This window comes from Pseudomonas sp. QLc11A (assembly GCF_052112305.1).
Lineage (GTDB): Bacteria > Pseudomonadota > Gammaproteobacteria > Pseudomonadales > Pseudomonadaceae > Aquipseudomonas > Aquipseudomonas laurylsulfatiphila.
The window spans coordinates 296,135-311,427 of the sequence record NZ_JAVAJJ010000002.1 but is presented as its reverse complement, the minus strand read 5'-3'; the positions used below and the strand labels follow the sequence as shown (position 1 = coordinate 311,427).

Sequence of the window (15,293 nt, the reverse complement as noted above, 5' to 3'; positions counted from 1 at the left end):
CTGAAGAGTTTGATGAGGTTTTAAAATGGCTGAACGTCTGAATAATGACTTCCAGTTCATCGAGGTCGGGCGCAAGGATCCGAAGAAGAAACTGTTGCGTCAACGCAAGAAAGAGTTCGTGGAAATCTACGAACCCTTCAAGCCCCAGCAGTCGGCCGACCAGGCCCACCGCTGCCTGGGTTGCGGTAACCCGTATTGCGAATGGAAGTGCCCGGTGCACAACTTCATTCCCAACTGGCTGAAACTGGTGGCCGAGGGCAACATCCTCCAGGCCGCCGAGTTGTCGCACCAGACCAACACCTTGCCGGAAGTCTGCGGCCGGGTGTGCCCGCAGGATCGTCTGTGCGAGGGTGCCTGCACCCTCAACGACGGCTTCGGCGCGGTGACCATCGGTTCGGTGGAGAAGTACATCACCGACACCGCGTTCGCCATGGGCTGGCGCCCGGACATGTCCAAGGTCAAGCCGACCGGCAAGCGTGTCGCGATCATCGGTGCCGGGCCTGCGGGCCTGGGTTGCGCCGATGTGCTGGTGCGCGGCGGCGTGACCCCGGTGGTGTTCGACAAGAACCCGGAAATCGGTGGCCTGCTGACCTTCGGCATCCCCGAGTTCAAGCTGGAAAAGACCGTGCTGAGCAATCGCCGCGAAGTCTTTACCGGCATGGGCATCGAGTTCCGCCTCAACACCGAAGTGGGCAAGGACGTGACCATGGAGCAACTGCTCGAAGAATACGATGCCGTATTCATGGGCATGGGCACCTACACCTACATGAAGGGCGGTTTTGCCGGTGAAGACCTGCCAGGCGTGTACGACGCGCTGGACTTCCTGATCGCCAACGTCAACCGCAACCTGGGCTTTGAAAAGTCGCCGGAAGATTTCGTCGACATGAAAGGCAAGAAGGTCGTGGTCCTGGGCGGTGGCGACACGGCGATGGACTGCAACCGTACGTCGATCCGCCAGGGCGCCAAGTCGGTGACCTGCGCCTATCGTCGTGACGAAGCGAACATGCCGGGCTCGCGCAAAGAGGTGAAGAACGCCAAGGAAGAAGGCGTGAAATTCCTCTACAACCGCCAGCCGATCGCTATCGTCGGTGAAGATCGCGTCGAAGGCGTGAAGGTGGTCGAGACCCGTCTCGGCGAGCCGGACGCCCGTGGCCGTCGCAGCCCCGAGCCGATCCCGGGCTCCGAAGAGATCATCCCGGCCGACGCTGTGGTCATCGCCTTCGGTTTCCGCCCTAGCCCGGCGCCGTGGTTCGAGCAGTTCGAGATCCAGACCGACAGCCAGGGCCGCGTCGTGGCTCCGGAGCAAGGCCAGTACAAGCACCAGACCAGCAATCCGAAAATCTTCGCCGGTGGCGACATGGTGCGCGGTTCGGACCTGGTGGTGACGGCGATCTTCGAAGGCCGTAATGCGGCTGAAGGGATCCTGGATTACCTGGGGGTATAACCCCCCAACCCAGAGCCAAATGCAGTACCCCCTGTGGGAGCGAGCTTGCTCGCGATAGCGGTGGATCAGTCGACAGAAATGTTGAATGTGATGCCGCCATCGCGAGCAAGCTCGCTCCCACAGTTGTTTCTTGGTGTTGCGAAGGCTGCATTCCATTGCGACAAATTGACCCGATAGACAAAAGGCTGACCTGCATTCGTGCCTTTTGCGCCCGGCTCTGAGAAAATGCCCGCACTTTTTTTCCGGATGCCGACATGACTGCCCTGAAGAACGACCGTTTCCTGCGCGCCCTGCTCAAGCAACCCGTAGACGTCACCCCCGTGTGGATGATGCGTCAGGCCGGTCGCTACCTGCCTGAATACCGTGCCAGCCGTGCCAAGGCCGGCGACTTCATGAGCCTGTGCATGAACCCGGCGTTCGCTTGCGAAGTCACGATGCAACCGCTCGACCGCTATCCACAACTGGACGCGGCGATCCTTTTCTCCGATATCCTGACCATCCCCGATGCCATGGGCCAGGGCCTGTACTTCGAAACCGGCGAAGGTCCGCGCTTCAAGAAGGTCGTCAGCACCCTGGCCGACATCGAAGCCCTGCCGATTCCCGACCCGCAGAAAGACCTCGGCTACGTGATGGACGCGGTCAGCACCATCCGTCGTGAACTGAACGGACGTGTACCGTTGATCGGCTTCTCCGGCAGCCCATGGACCCTGGCGACCTACATGGTCGAAGGCGGCTCGTCGAAAGACTTCCGCAAGACCAAGGCCATGCTGTACGACAACCCGCAAGCCATGCACCTGTTGCTGGACAAGCTTGCGCAATCGGTCACCAGCTACCTCAACGGCCAGATCATGGCCGGTGCGCAAGCGGTGCAGATCTTCGATACCTGGGGCGGCAACCTGTCGGCAGCGGCGTACCAGGAGTTCTCCCTGGCCTACATGCGCAAAATCGTCAGCGGCCTGATCCGCGAGCATGAAGGCCGCAAGGTGCCGGTCATCCTGTTCACCAAGAACGGCGGCCTGTGGCTGGAAAGCATCGCCGATTCCGGTGCTGATGCATTGGGCCTGGACTGGACCTGCGACATCGGCAACGCCCGTGCCCGTGTTGGCGACAAGGTCGCGCTGCAAGGCAACATGGACCCGACCGTGCTCTACGCCAAACCGCAAGCCATTCGCGCTGAAGTCGGGCGCATTCTCGCCAGCTACGGCAAAGGCAGTGGTCACGTGTTCAACCTCGGTCATGGCATTACGCCGGAGGTCGATCCGGAACACGCCGGTGCATTCCTGCGTGCCGTGCATGAATTGTCGGCGCAGTATCACGAATAACGGCCAACACCGTTTTTCAGAAGCCTGTCCCGCCTTGTGCCGGACAGGTTTTTTTATGTCCCACAGAAATATTTCCCGGATAAAGCATCTCTTTCTGTAAGAGTGTTTTCCTTTCTTGTCGGAAAACGGATGCGCAGACTGTTCCCGCCTGACTCGATGATTACTCCTACATAGAATTCTTCGTCATCCCCGTAAGGTTCCAGACCCCTGTTCAGCACAACGCTGAACGGTAACGAAGCAAACATCGCCGCCTGCAAGGCGCCTTGTTTTCGATAAGCAGTCTGGAACACATCATGAAAATTACATTTGATAAAAGAAGTGCATTAACGGCCTGCACCTCATCGATGATCCTGTTATCGGCAATGCTGGCCTCTCAAACCGTTTCCGCCCATGGTTATCTGGATGTGCCGCCGTCACGCGCACTGGCCTGCCAGAAAGGTTTGAACACCAACTGTGGCGGCGCGCAGTACGAGCCGCAGAGCGTCGGTGAAACCTTCAAGGGCTTTCCGGCAGGTGTCGGCGGTGCCCCCTTGCAGGGGCCGGTCGATGGCAAGATCGCCAGCGGCGGTCACGCGCTGTTCTCCGCACTGGACGCACAGTCCGCCACCCGCTGGCACCTGACGGACATCAAGGATCGCAACATCGATTTCCAATGGCGTTACACCGCCGTTCACCCTGCCACCAAGCATGAGTATTTCATCAGCCGCAATGGCTGGAATCCAAACGAGTCCCTTAAGCGTGCCACCTTTGAGAGCACGCCGTTTTGCACCATCGACGGCAGCAATCAGAAGCCGTCCAACAGCGACAAACACAACTGCACCATCCCCGCAGACAAGTCGGGCCACCATGTCATCCTGGGTATCTGGACAGTCGGTGATACCGATGCCGCGTTTTACAACGTGGCCGATGTGAACATCCTTGCGGAGCCGGAACTGCCAGGCGGCTGGACCCGCGTGGCAAGCATTGTGCCTTCGACCCCATTGCTAGCAGGTGACAAGGTCAAGGCCCGTGCGTTTACGGCCAATGGCGAGAGCCCGGATTACAGCGTCGAGATCAGTATCGACAATGCCGAGGACGGCGTCCCGCAGAACTGGTCGTTCAAGCTGGCAGAAAAAATCAACGCGACCCACACACTCATCCGTGCCGGTATTCGTGACGAGAGCGGCAATGTCGAGCCCGTGAAAGGTACCAACAGCCTCTACGCACAAAAGGAAAGCGGCATAGTCCGCTACGAAGTGCAGTTGGCCATGAAGGAAGACACCGCTGCGCGCATGTCGGTGGCCTCACAGCAAGCCGAGTACGTTCTGGATAAAGGCCGGGCCAAGGTCGAGTTCGGCATGATTGCGAACCGTGCGATGAACGTTGAAGCCACCTTGCTCGACCAGAACAACAAACCGGTAGGCACCACGTCGGCACAAGTGGCCAGTGGCTCCACCTGGCTGTCCATGGATGTGCGCAGTAACCCGGGCGCGCACACCCTGACCCTGGTCGGCACCACCCTGGATGGCCGCACGACCCGTCAGGACAACCAGACCACCCAACTGACCGGTGAAGGCGTGGGCGTCGAATACGACTTCGTGTTCCCTGAAGGCCTCAGCGGCTACACCGCCGGTACCAAGGTGCTGCAACCGAAGACCAATGAAGTCTTTGAGTGCAAGCCTTTCCCCGAGTCGGGTTACTGCAAGCAGTACAGCCCCTCCGCCAACGGCTTCGAGCCGGGTGTCGGTGCTCACTGGCACATGGCGTGGGACAAGTTGTAAGTCCTCGCAACTGGCATCAGGCGACCTCAAAAAAGGTCGCCTGATGCCAGGCACTTCTGCTGAGTACCGAGTTGAAAATGAAGGTTTCGAATTTTTCCGGACAACGCTTTCGGGCATGCCTGAGCAGCATTTGTTGGCTCGCGTTGCCAGTGGGCGCTGCGGTGTTTCTGGCGTGGCAGGAACGGGCGTTTCGCGAGCATCTGGCTTCACCGTTGCCCGACATCGCAGCTCTGGAGACGGTGCCTGTACGTGAGCCGCTCGAAACAACATCGATTTCCATCGTGTTCGGCCTGACGCCAGAGGCCACACCGCGGCCCAGCGCCGAACCGCTGACCTTGCAGGCGAGCTTTGTCAGCAGCGGATTATCCAAGGCACTGCTGGCCAATGCTCAAGGCTCCCGTCTCTATCAGGTGGGCGAGCGTTTGCCTGGCGGCAGCGTCCTGCGTCGTATCGATACCCATCAGGTTGTGCTGTGGAACAAAGGCCGGGAAGAGCTACTAACGCTCGTCCCCCCTGGCGCACGTTTTCTGAAGGGGCTCGAATCATCCGTCGATGCTCAACCGGTCACCACGACCACCCATTTTTTACGCCCGCTCTTCGGGCAACCAGAGTGATGAATTTCATGAACAGCTTCGTCGGCGCGCATTGGTTGCGTTCCATGCTCTTGCTTGCCGTTTTGGCGGCTGCAGCCTTCCCGGGCACGCTACGAGGCGCCGAAGAAAAATGGCAACTGGCGATGAACAACGCAGAGCTGCGCGACATCGTCGAGGAGATCTCCAGCATTCTCGGGACCACGGTAGTGCTGGACCCCAAGGTCTCCGGTCGTATCACCGTCATGTCCCGGCAGGCCCTCGATCGTGAAGGGGTGCGCCGGTTGTTCTATTCGGTGCTCGACGCCCACAATTTCACGGTGATCGATGAGGGCGACCGGATTCTCATTGCCCCGGTTGCCGAGGCCAGGACCCGGGCCGGTCAGGGCACGGTAAAAACCACCACGGCGTCGCAGTTCGTGACCGAAGTCATCGGGTTGAACACCGGTAGCGCCACCGATATTGCCGGGCTGGTGCGACCGTTGGTTTCTGCCAACGGTTATGTCGGCCCCTCGGTGTCGGCCAACGCGTTGGTGCTGACCGATACGGCCGCCAATGTGAAGCGCATCGCCCGGGTGATCCGCGAACTGGACTCCGGGCAGAACAACCTGCACGCGGTGCTTGAGCTCAAGCATGCCCAGGCCGGCGATGTCGCGCCGGTGATCGAGGCCTCCATGGGCAAGCGCAATGCCGAGTCGGCCATACAGGTACTGGCTGACACCCGGACCAATCGCCTGATTTTCATTGGCCCGCCGGTCGTTCGCCAACGTTTGATCGAACTGGCCCGTGGGCTTGATACGCCGGCCACCACGACCCTCGACAACGCCCGGGTGATTCGCCTGCGTCACAGCGATGCCAAGCAGTTGGCCGAGATTCTGGAGTCGATGGGGCAGGGCAGAAAACAGACGTCCGCCACCGGCAGCGCCAAGGACATGTCGGGCGGCGCAGCCTTCATGATCAAGGCTGACGAAAGCCAGAACGCGCTGGTGCTGATTGCCGAGCCGGCAAAGGTGCGGACCATCGAAAGCATCGTGCGCCAGCTGGACCAGCCGCGGGCCCAGGTGTTGATCCATGCCGCCATCGTCGAAATCTCCGGCGACATCGCCGAAGCCGTCGGTGTGCAGTGGAACCTCAACACCGGCGACGCCAAGGGCCTCATCAACTTTCCCGGCACCGACATTCCGATTGTCGGCGGGTTGAAGTTCGACGAGAAACGATCGGCGCCGGAAGGGGCGATCCTGCAACTGGGCAGTGACCGCTTCGGGGCGCTGATTTCGGCGCTGGCCAGCAACACCCACAGCAACCTGCTGTCCACCCCGAGCCTGTTGACCCTGGACAATCAGGAAGCGGAAATCATCGTCGGCCAGAACGTGCCGTTCAAGACCGGCTCCTACGCCACCAACAGCAACGGCGCGGAGAATCCGTTCACCACCGTCGAGCGCAAGGACGTCGGCATCAGCCTGAAGATCAAGCCTTACATCAACGAAGGCTCGACGTTGCGCCTGGAGGTCGAGCAGGAAGTATCGGACATCGCCCCCTCGGTGTCGGGTATCGACTCCTCGGACCTGATCACCAACAAGCGAGCGCTCAAAAGCACCATCCTCGCCGACGATGGCGAAATAATCGTGATCGGCGGCCTGATCCGCGACAGCGTGCGCACCCAGAAAAGCGGCGTGCCGCTGCTGCGTGACATTCCCTATCTCGGCGCGATGTTCCGCTGGAGCCGCGACACCCAGACCAAAAGCAATCTGATGGTGTTCTTGCGCCCGACCATCGTGCGCAGCAAGGAGGACCTGTCTCAGGTCAGCCAGCAGCGCTACAACGCGCTGCGTGACCTGAGCAAGTCAGGGGCGGGGGAAAACAACTCGTTGCTGCTGCCATCCGAGGCACGCGGGTTGTTTGAACCGGCCAGCGACGCGCCAATGTTCGACTTGCGCGGCAAGGCGCAGTAACCCATGGGCGAGTTCAGCGAGCAATTGCCCTTCGGTTTCGCCCGGCGTTTTGGTGTGTTGCTGGAGCGTGACGGCGACGATCTGCGCCTTGCCCTGCGCAGCGATGCACCGCTCAGCGCACTGTCAGAGGCGCGCCGGGTGTGCGGGTCGACGTTGCCGTTCGTCATCGTCGACGCCGAAGAATACGCCTCCCGCCTGGCGGCTGCCTATCGCGAGGGGCAAAGCGCGGTGGAGCAGGTAGCCCAAGGGCTGGACGAAGAACTGGACTTGCTCAGCCTGGTCGATCAGGTGCCGCAAACCGCCGACCTGCTGGAGCAACAGGGCGATGCGCCGATCATTCGCCTGATCAACGCACTGCTTGGTGAAGCTGTGCGCGAGCACGCCTCGGACGTGCACCTGGAAACCTTCGAGCAGTACCTGTCGGTGCGCATGCGGGTGGATGGCCAACTGCGTGAAATGCTCAGGCCCAAGCGCGAATTGGCGACGCTGCTGGTGTCGCGGATCAAGGTCATGGCGCGCCTGGACATCGCGGAAAAACGCGTGCCCCAGGATGGGCGAATGGCCTTGCGTCTGGCCGGGCATGAAGTCGATGTGCGGGTCTCGACGCTGCCTTCGGCCCACGGTGAGCGGGTGGTGCTGCGCCTGCTCGACAAGCAGGCCGGGCGCCTGGACCTGCATCGGCTGGGCATGCCGGATGATACCCTCGCGGCCCTGTGCCAGTTGTTGGGCAAACCCCATGGCATCCTGCTGGTGACCGGGCCGACCGGCTCCGGCAAGACCACCAGCCTGTACGCCGCGTTGAGCCGCCTGAACGACCAGACCCGCAACATCCTCACGGTCGAAGACCCGATCGAATATCACCTGCCGGGTGTGGGCCAGATGCCGGTCAACCCGAAAGTCGACATGACCTTCGCCCGCGGACTGCGAGCGATTCTGCGCCAGGACCCGGACGTGGTGATGGTCGGCGAAATCCGCGACCGCGAAACTGCCGAGATCGCCGTGCAGGCGTCTTTGACCGGGCATCTGGTGCTGTCGACCTTGCACACCAACAGTGCGGTCGGCGCTGTCACGCGGCTGGTCGACATGGGTGTCGATGCCTACCTGTTGGCGTCCTCGCTGGTGGGTATTCTGGCCCAACGCCTGCTGCGCACCCTGTGCCCCCATTGCAAGGTTTCCTACACCGCCGACGCGGCGGCCTGTGAGCGCCTGGGGCTCGACACGGCCACATCGCACGCACTGTTCAAAGCCTCGGGCTGCGCGCAGTGCCAGCACGGCTATCGCGGGCGCATCGGCATCTACGAACTGATCAGCGTGACGCCCGCCGTCTCGGCGCTGATCCATCAGGGCGCCAGTGAGCAAATCCTCGTTGACGCAACGCGCAAGGTCTCGCGCAGCCTGTTCCAGGACGGGCGTCAGCGGGTGCTGGAAGGCTTGACCAGCCTCGATGAGTTGTTGCGCGTGACCCAGGAGCACTGACGGATGCCCACCTTCGACTACCGCGCCCTTGATGCCCAAGGCCGATCCTGCAAGGGACGGCTGGAGGCCGATGGACCCCGTCATGCGCGACAGCTGTTGCGCGAGCGTGGCGTGTGGCCGCGTGTGTTGATCGAGGTCCGGGTCGGCAGCGATACAGGCAGGCAAACTCGCGGCGCAGCTCTGAGCGCGGCTGATCTGGCGTTGTTAACCTTGCAGCTGGCAACGCTGGTTCAGGCCGGGCTGCCTCTGGAAGAAGCGCTCGAGGCGGTGGCGAAACAGAGCTCGAAGCGCAAGGTCGCAGGCCTGCTCTCGGCGGTCAGGAGCCGGGTGATGGAAGGCCACGCCCTGGCCTCGGCCCTGGGACAATTTCCCAGGGCCTTCCCCGAATTGTTCCGCGCCACCGTGGCCGCCGGCGAGCGCTCGGGGCATCTGGGCCATGTGCTGGAGCAACTGGCGGCCTACACGCAGGCCCGCCAGGCCTCGCGGCAAAAGATCCAGATGGCTCTGGTGTACCCCTTGATACTGATGCTGGCCAGCGCGGCAATCGTCGGTTTTCTGCTCGGCTACGTGGTGCCGGATGTGGTGAAGATCTTCGTCGACAGCGGCCAACCGTTGCCCTGGCTGACCCAGGCACTGATCGGCGTGAGCAACGGCCTGCGCAACCATTTCCTGTTGCTGATGGGTGTACTGGTGACGCTGTTCGGCCTGTGGCGCTGGAGCTGGCAGCAGCCACAGTGGCGTCTGCGCTGGCATCGTTGGCTGCTGAGTGCGCCCATCATCGGTGAAGTGCTGCGGGCCATGGAAGCCGCGCGGTTTGCCAGCACCCTGGCGATCCTCGGCAAAAGTGCCGTGCCCTTGGTGGACGCACTGGAAATTTCCGCCTCGGTCATCGGCAACCTGACCATTCGCGCGCGGATGGTCGATGTCGCCCGTTCCGTGCGCGAAGGCGGAACACTCACTCGCGGGCTGGAATTGAGTGGCGACATCCCGCCGATGATGCTGCACATGATCGCCAGCGGTGAACGTGCCGGCGAACTCGATCGCATGTTGGCCCGGGCCGCCGAACAACAGGAAAGCAGCCTCGCCGCGCGCATTGCGCTGGTGGTGAGCCTGTTCGAGCCCGCCATGCTGGTGCTGATGGGCGGCGTTGTGCTGCTGATCGTCATGGCCATCCTGCTCCCGATTCTCAGCCTCAACCAATTGGTGAATTGATCCATGCAACCTGCCCGCAAAAGCCTTTCCCGCGTGCAACGCGGTTTTACCCTGATCGAAATCATGGTGGTGGTGGTCATCATCGGGGTGCTGGGGGCCATTGTGGTGCCGCAGTTCATGAGCCGCCCCGATCAGGCCAAGGTCACCGCCGCCAGAATCGATATCCAGGCCATCGCCACCGCCCTGGAAATGTATCGCCTCGACAACGCCCATTACCCCTCGACCCAGCAAGGCCTGGAAGCGTTGGTCAAACGTCCCTCCGGACTGCCCGCTGCGCGTGGCTGGAACCCTCAGGGTTACCTCAAGAGCATGCCGGTCGACCCGTGGAACACGCCTTATCAGTACCTCAATCCGGGTGTGAGATCGACGGATGGCACGTACGACCTGTACTCCCTGGGTGCCGATGGCGTAGCCGGCGGTGAAGGTTTTGCAGCGGAAATCGGCAATTGGAGCAATTGATCCGTGGGCTATCGCTGCCGAGGGTTTACCTTGCTGGAATTGATGATCGTGATTGTCGTGGTCGGCGTTTTGCTGGGCATGGTGAGCTTTGTCGGTGGGGGCAGTCCCGCTCGCGAGGTCAGGCAGGAAGCCGAGGCGATGGTGCAGGTGATTCACCAGTTGCGTGAGCGTGCGGTGTTCGAGGGCCAGGAGTATGGCCTGAGGCTGAGTAGCGATGGCTACCGGGTGATGCGCCGGGGTGTTCGCGGGTGGGAGCCGGTGGCGGCGCTTTCTCGCTGGCCCCTTAGCGTGCGGCCACGCTTGACGGAGGACGGTTATTCGATAGTCCTGGGGGCTGACGAGGGCCCCCCGCAGTTGCTGATATTCAGTAGCGATGAAACCAGCGCCTTCACGCTGACCTTCGAGTCCAGCAACCGGACCTGGCTGAGTCTGTCCGGCGATGGCCTTGGCGAGGTGGAGATCGATGGCTAGCCCGCGAACCCGATCCGCCATGGGCGGTTTCACGCTGCTGGAAATCATGGTGGCCATGGCGGTCTTCGCGACACTGGCGGCTGCCGTGCTTTCGGCCAGTCAATACGTGATCAAACAGCGTGGCGCCGTTGAGGCGCGACTGTTTGCGGCGTGGCTGGCGGACAACCGGTTGAACGAATTGCGCCTGCAACCCGGCTTGGCGACCGGGCAGCAACAACAGGTGGTTTCCATGGATCAGCGCGACTGGGTGTTGCATCAACACATCAGCGCCACCGGTGATCCAAATTTGCTCCAGGTCGACATTCAAGTCAGCCCCGCAAACAGTACGCACGCCTTGCATCGTGCCCGCGGCTGGATACTCGCGGTTCATGAGTAAGCAGCGCGGGTTCACCCTGCTGGAACTGGTCATCGCCCTGGCGATCTTCGCCGTGTTGGGGCTGGCCAGTTGGGGCTTGTTCGATAGCGTGGTGCGGGTGCAACGGGGCGTGACGACCCACGAGCGAGAACTCAGGAGCCTGCAGCGCGCGGTGGCGGTGATCGAGCGGGATCTGCTGCATGTCACTGCGCAGCCGATGGTGCTTGCACAACCGCTTTTGCAGTTCCAGCGCAGTCACTGGCGCAACCCTCTGGACCAGCCGCGCAGTGAGCTTCAGGTGCTGACCTATCGACTCGATGGCGACGTGCTGTGGCGCGAAAGCCAGGGCGAAGGCACAGAGCTCGTGCAGCGGCAAAAACTGCTGGAGGACGTTCGCGAGTTGAGCTGGCGTCTGTTCGACAGCCAGTCCGGCTGGGTCGCTCATGGGGCGTCCGGGCAAGACGCGAAGGCGCCCCTGGCGCTGGAGGTGCAGGTCTCGGTTGGTCGCTTCGAATCGATTCGTCGGGTGTTGCCGATGCCGGGTGCATTGCCATGAACGGGCATCAACGCGGCATGGCGTTGATCAGTGTTTTGCTGGTCCTGAGCCTGGCGCTGCTGATTACCGGTGGCTTGTTGCGCAGCCATCACCTGTCGCTGCAAAGCAGCGGGCAACAGTTGCAGCAGATACACCTGCGCCAACTCGCATCGGGCGGGGAAAGCTGGGCGTTGCTGCTGTTGCGCGATGCGCTACAGGACACGGAAAAAACCGTCGAGCGGATTCAGGGCTGGACGGCCATGGCACCGGGTTTCGAGGTTGAGGATGCGCAGATCCGCATCGATATCGATGACCTCGCCGGGCGTTTCAATCTCAACGCTTTGTTACGCCAGGGCCAGGTGGATCAGGTCACCCTCAACCGTTGGGCGCGCCTGCTTGAGCTGCTCGAGCTTCCTCCTGTGCAACTGAGCCAGGTCGGGCCACTGCGGGAACTGAGCCAGCTGCGCTTGCTTCCCGGCATTGACGCTCGCCTGCTGCAACGACTGGAGCCCTGGGTGGCACTGCTGCCCACCGACGTCGCCTTGAACATCAACACCGCACCGGCGCTGTTGTTGAGAACCCTCGGCGAGGTGGACGCCGCGACCGCCGATGCGCTGGCGCTTCAGGCCGCAACAACGCCCTGGGCGAGTGTTCAGGCGTTTACGCAGGACCCGTTGCTCTCCGGGCAGGGCTTGAGCAATCACGGCCTTGGCACCCATAGCCGCTGGTATCGGATCGGCGTGCAGGTGATCCGGGACGGGCGCCAATTGCATCTGGCCACGGATGTCGGGTACGACCCCAAGACTCAACAACTGACGGTACTGCAACGACGTTTTCTTCCTACCAGTAGCCACGAGAGACCGCGATGAACACTTGGCTTTACCTGACCGCCGAGGGCCGGGATGCGCCATCCGCACTCTGGCCTTGCATACTGTGGTCCCCCACCGGCCAACGCGAGCCGATGCCACTGAGTCAGGCGACCTCGGCATTGCAGGGGAAGTCGGTCGATGTGCTGTTGCCCATGGAAATGTGCAGTTGGGTACGCAGCGAGCCATGGCCGGCGCGGCGTCAACCCGAGGCCCAGGCCATCGCCTTCGCCGTGGAAGATCAACTGAGCGAGGCGCTGGACGTTGTGCATCTGGGTGTTGGCGCTCGTGATCGCGACGGCTGCTACCCGGCCATGGTCATCGGCCGGGAACGGTTGGCCGCCGTGCTCGCCCTGCTGCGCGAGACGGGTATCGCGGTGCGTGGGGTGTTCGTTGATGCCGATCTGTTGTCCGGCGCTCAACCGTGCGGTGCGTGGTGGTTCGGTCGTTGGCTGTTGGGTGGAAGCCTTTCGGCACGCATGGCGTTGTCGCAAGACCACCTGGCGCTGCTCACCCCTTTGTTCCCCCAAGACATGCAATGGCTGGACGAACGTGAGGACCCCGCTGTCATCGACCAATGCCTGACCCATCGCCCGATCCGGGCCATCAACCTGCTGCAAGGCGCATTCGCCCTGCGCGGCAAACGTCTGCCCTGGCGTACCGGTGGATGGGTGATGTTGATACTGGCGCTGTTGACCTGGGGGGCCAGCGAGACGCGGATTCGCTTCATCGACAGCGAAGCCCGCCGCCTCGCCAGCCAAAATGAGCTGCGATTCAAGGCGCTTTACCCGGAGCAAGGCCGCATCGTCGACATGGCAGCGCAACTCAAGGCCCTGCAAAGCCAGCCTGTCGAATCGCAAAACACCCGCATTGCGGGGCTGGTCCGATTGATTGAGCAGGTAATCGGCGCCAGCCCGGTCGAGGTCCGGCGCATCGAATTCAGGGCCGGTGAAGGCTGGAAAATCCAGCTGACCGCCAGTGGCTTTGCCGAACTGGAACAATTGCGTGAGCGCGGACGCCAACAAGGCATACCCATCCGGCTCGATAGTGCGAACAAAGCTGCAGAGCGGGTGCACGCCACCCTCAGCGTGGAGGACGAAGCATGATCCAGGCATGGCGGCGCATTTCTGTGCGCGAACAACGGCTGTTGCAGGTATTGGGGGCTTTTTTGTTGGCGGTTGTGGCTTTCAGTCTGATCTGGCAACCGAACCGGCAGCGCCTGGAAACAGTCGAGCGACAGTATCAACGGCAGGCGGAGCTGGCCGCGCAAATGCAGCGGGCGTCACCGCGCAACCATGTCCCCGCGGACTCCGGTCAGCCCCTGTCGCTGCGCATCAGTGAAAGCGCAGCGGCAGCGGGGCTGGAAATCCGTCAGATGGACAGCGACAGCGACCTGCTGCGCCTGACCCTCAATGGCAACGCGCAGCCGTTGATACAGTGGCTCGACGTTATGGAGCGCAACGGTGTCGCGTTGCAGTCGCTGACCCTGGAAAAACGTGACGATGTTTTGGAGGCGCAGCTGGTACTCAGGTAGCCGAGGTGTGTTGTGGCAACAGCGGCAGCTTCGCCAGCTTTAGCGCGATCAGTAGCGCAATCACCAGCAGCGTGCCGATGAACAGCCCGATCCCGTTCCAGCCACCCAGATGCCAGAACACGCCACCCGCCGTACCGGCAATGCTCGACCCGGCGTAGTAGCTGAACAGGTAGAGCGACGACGCCTGGCCCTTGGCCTTGGTGGCGCGGCGGCCGATCCAGCTGCTGGCCACCGAATGGGCACCGAAGAAGCCGAAGGTGAACACCAGCATGCCGATGATCACCAGCGACAGCGGTGTGAACATCGTCAGGGCCAGGCCGGCGATCATCAGTGCAATGGTGCTCCAGAGCATCTTGCGTCGACCGAGCTTGTCGGCCAGGGCACCGATTTTCGCCGAGCTGTAGATACCCGACAGGTACACCACCGAGAGCATCCCGACGAATGCCTGTTCCATGTGATACGGCTCGGCCAGCAGGCGATAGCCGATGTAGTTGAACAGCGTGACGAACGCCCCCATCAGCACGAAGGCCTCGAGGAACAGCAGCGGCAAGCCGGCGTCGCGAAAGTGCATGGTGAAGCCGTCGAGCAGGCTGCGCGGGTGCAGCGAGCGGGAACGGAAGTTGCGCGATTCGGGGAGGATTTTCCAGAACACCGCCGCCGCAATCAGGGCCAGGCCGCCGATCACCAGCATTGCCGTGTGCCAACTGACGAAGTCGATCAGTACCCCGGTGATCAAGCGCCCGCTCATCCCGCCAATCGCGTTGCCGCCGATGTACAGCCCCATCGCCAGGCCGATGTGCTGCGGATGGATCTCTTCGCTCAGGTAGGTCATGGCGACCGCCGCCAGCCCGCTCAATGACAGGCCCACCAACGCCCGCATCGCCAGCACCGCGTGCCAGCTCGGCAGCATCGCACTGGCAAGGGTGCACAGGGCGGCGGCGAACAGCGCGGCGACCATCACCGGTTTGCGCCCGACGCGGTCGGAGATCGGCCCCGTGATCAGCAAGCCGAAAGCGAGCATGCCGGTGGCGACAGAGAGGATCAGGCTGCTTTGCGCCGCGTTGATGGAATATTCGTGGGACAGCAGCGGCATCATCGGTTGCACGCAGTACAGCAGGGCGAAGGTCGCGAAGCCGCCGCAGAACAGTGCCAGCACCGTGCGCATGAACGCCGGCGTGCCTTTTTCGATGTAGATCTCTGCCCGCTCAAAGGCGATAGCGTCCTTTGCGGCGGGAGGAACTTCATGGGCGAGTGGGGCGACAGCAGTTTTCACGGGGGACCTCGGAGGACGCAGCCGGTCAGGCAATGAAAAAAGCA

At 62.1% G+C, this 15,293-nt stretch carries 15 protein-coding genes; 14 read left to right on the top strand and 1 reads right to left on the bottom strand.

Going from position 1 to position 15,293, the window contains the following annotated elements; translation table 11 throughout:
- Positions 1–25: 25 nt before the first annotated feature.
- From Q8X48_RS04280 to gspM, 14 genes are all read left to right on the top strand, one after another.
- Positions 26–1,444 (top strand): FAD-dependent oxidoreductase, encoded by a 1,419-nt coding sequence (locus tag Q8X48_RS04280; RefSeq protein WP_126048793.1) that lies wholly within the window; start codon positions 26–28, stop codon positions 1,442–1,444.
- A gap of 254 nt (positions 1,445–1,698) precedes the next feature.
- Positions 1,699–2,766, top strand: coding sequence for a uroporphyrinogen decarboxylase (gene hemE, locus Q8X48_RS04275; protein ID WP_407799788.1), 1,068 nt, complete (start codon positions 1,699–1,701; stop codon positions 2,764–2,766).
- A gap of 293 nt (positions 2,767–3,059) precedes the next feature.
- On the top strand, positions 3,060–4,526 hold the full coding sequence (gene gbpA, locus Q8X48_RS04270; RefSeq protein WP_407799787.1) for an N-acetylglucosamine-binding protein GbpA: 1,467 nt from the start codon (positions 3,060–3,062) through the stop codon (positions 4,524–4,526).
- A gap of 77 nt (positions 4,527–4,603) precedes the next feature.
- A complete protein-coding gene (locus tag Q8X48_RS04265) occupies positions 4,604–5,140 on the top strand; it encodes a type II secretion system protein N (protein WP_407799786.1) in 537 nt (178 codons plus the stop codon).
- Between the two features lie 8 nt (positions 5,141–5,148).
- Positions 5,149–7,068, top strand: coding sequence for a type II secretion system secretin GspD (gene gspD / locus Q8X48_RS04260; RefSeq protein WP_407799785.1), 1,920 nt, complete (start codon positions 5,149–5,151; stop codon positions 7,066–7,068).
- 3 nt (positions 7,069–7,071) lie between these two features.
- Positions 7,072–8,544: a type II secretion system ATPase GspE gene (gene gspE, locus Q8X48_RS04255; protein WP_407799784.1), complete on the top strand. Its 1,473-nt coding sequence runs from the start codon at positions 7,072–7,074 to the stop codon at positions 8,542–8,544.
- A gap of 3 nt (positions 8,545–8,547) precedes the next feature.
- On the top strand, positions 8,548–9,756 hold the full coding sequence (gspF, locus tag Q8X48_RS04250) for a type II secretion system inner membrane protein GspF (RefSeq protein WP_407799783.1): 1,209 nt from the start codon (positions 8,548–8,550) through the stop codon (positions 9,754–9,756).
- Positions 9,757–9,759: 3 nt separating this feature from the next.
- Entirely contained in the window at positions 9,760–10,215 is a 456-nt protein-coding gene (gene gspG / locus Q8X48_RS04245; protein ID WP_407799782.1) for a type II secretion system major pseudopilin GspG, read from the top strand.
- Positions 10,216–10,218: 3 nt separating this feature from the next.
- Positions 10,219–10,686: a type II secretion system minor pseudopilin GspH gene (gene gspH / locus Q8X48_RS04240; RefSeq protein ID WP_407799781.1), complete on the top strand. Its 468-nt coding sequence runs from the start codon at positions 10,219–10,221 to the stop codon at positions 10,684–10,686.
- A complete protein-coding gene (gene gspI / locus Q8X48_RS04235; protein WP_407799780.1) occupies positions 10,679–11,062 on the top strand; it encodes a type II secretion system minor pseudopilin GspI in 384 nt (127 codons plus the stop codon). The genes gspH and gspI overlap by 8 nt, the downstream gene beginning before the upstream one ends.
- Positions 11,055–11,597, top strand: coding sequence for a type II secretion system protein GspJ (locus Q8X48_RS04230; protein ID WP_407799779.1), 543 nt, complete (start codon positions 11,055–11,057; stop codon positions 11,595–11,597). The genes gspI and Q8X48_RS04230 overlap by 8 nt, the downstream gene beginning before the upstream one ends.
- The gene (locus Q8X48_RS04225) at positions 11,594–12,445 is read left to right on the top strand and encodes a type II secretion system protein GspK (RefSeq protein ID WP_407799778.1); all 852 of its coding nucleotides are present in this window, start codon (positions 11,594–11,596) and stop codon (positions 12,443–12,445) included. The genes Q8X48_RS04230 and Q8X48_RS04225 overlap by 4 nt, the downstream gene beginning before the upstream one ends.
- Positions 12,442–13,548, top strand: coding sequence for a type II secretion system protein GspL (gene gspL / locus Q8X48_RS04220; RefSeq protein WP_407799777.1), 1,107 nt, complete (start codon positions 12,442–12,444; stop codon positions 13,546–13,548). Before Q8X48_RS04225 ends, gspL begins: the two co-directional genes overlap by 4 nt.
- Entirely contained in the window at positions 13,545–13,976 is a 432-nt protein-coding gene (gene gspM, locus Q8X48_RS04215; RefSeq protein WP_407799776.1) for a type II secretion system protein GspM, read from the top strand. Before gspL ends, gspM begins: the two co-directional genes overlap by 4 nt.
- Here gspM and Q8X48_RS04210 read toward each other — a convergent pair.
- On the bottom strand, positions 13,969–15,249 hold the full coding sequence (locus Q8X48_RS04210) for an MFS transporter (RefSeq protein ID WP_407799775.1): 1,281 nt from the start codon (positions 15,247–15,249) through the stop codon (positions 13,969–13,971). The two genes, gspM and Q8X48_RS04210, sit on opposite strands and share 8 nt — an antisense overlap.
- Between the last annotated feature and the right edge of the window lie 44 nt (positions 15,250–15,293).

What these genes read in the sequence shown, in the direction of transcription:
- gspF (WP_407799783.1), top strand. Translation starts at nt 8,548, where the DNA reads ATGCCCACCTTCGACTACCGCGCCCTTGATGCCCAAGGCCGATCCTGC.
- hemE (WP_407799788.1), top strand. Translation starts at nt 1,699, where the DNA reads ATGACTGCCCTGAAGAACGACCGTTTCCTGCGCGCCCTGCTCAAGCAA.
- gbpA (WP_407799787.1), top strand. Translation starts at nt 3,060, where the DNA reads ATGAAAATTACATTTGATAAAAGAAGTGCATTAACGGCCTGCACCTCA.
- Q8X48_RS04230 (WP_407799779.1), top strand. Translation starts at nt 11,055, where the DNA reads ATGAGTAAGCAGCGCGGGTTCACCCTGCTGGAACTGGTCATCGCCCTG.
- gspM (WP_407799776.1), top strand. Translation starts at nt 13,545, where the DNA reads ATGATCCAGGCATGGCGGCGCATTTCTGTGCGCGAACAACGGCTGTTG.
- gspD (WP_407799785.1), top strand. Translation starts at nt 5,149, where the DNA reads ATGAACAGCTTCGTCGGCGCGCATTGGTTGCGTTCCATGCTCTTGCTT.
- gspG (WP_407799782.1), top strand. Translation starts at nt 9,760, where the DNA reads ATGCAACCTGCCCGCAAAAGCCTTTCCCGCGTGCAACGCGGTTTTACC.
- Q8X48_RS04225 (WP_407799778.1), top strand. Translation starts at nt 11,594, where the DNA reads ATGAACGGGCATCAACGCGGCATGGCGTTGATCAGTGTTTTGCTGGTC.
- gspI (WP_407799780.1), top strand. Translation starts at nt 10,679, where the DNA reads ATGGCTAGCCCGCGAACCCGATCCGCCATGGGCGGTTTCACGCTGCTG.
- gspE (WP_407799784.1), top strand. Translation starts at nt 7,072, where the DNA reads ATGGGCGAGTTCAGCGAGCAATTGCCCTTCGGTTTCGCCCGGCGTTTT.
- Q8X48_RS04280 (WP_126048793.1), top strand. Translation starts at nt 26, where the DNA reads ATGGCTGAACGTCTGAATAATGACTTCCAGTTCATCGAGGTCGGGCGC.
- Q8X48_RS04265 (WP_407799786.1), top strand. Translation starts at nt 4,604, where the DNA reads ATGAAGGTTTCGAATTTTTCCGGACAACGCTTTCGGGCATGCCTGAGC.
- gspL (WP_407799777.1), top strand. Translation starts at nt 12,442, where the DNA reads ATGAACACTTGGCTTTACCTGACCGCCGAGGGCCGGGATGCGCCATCC.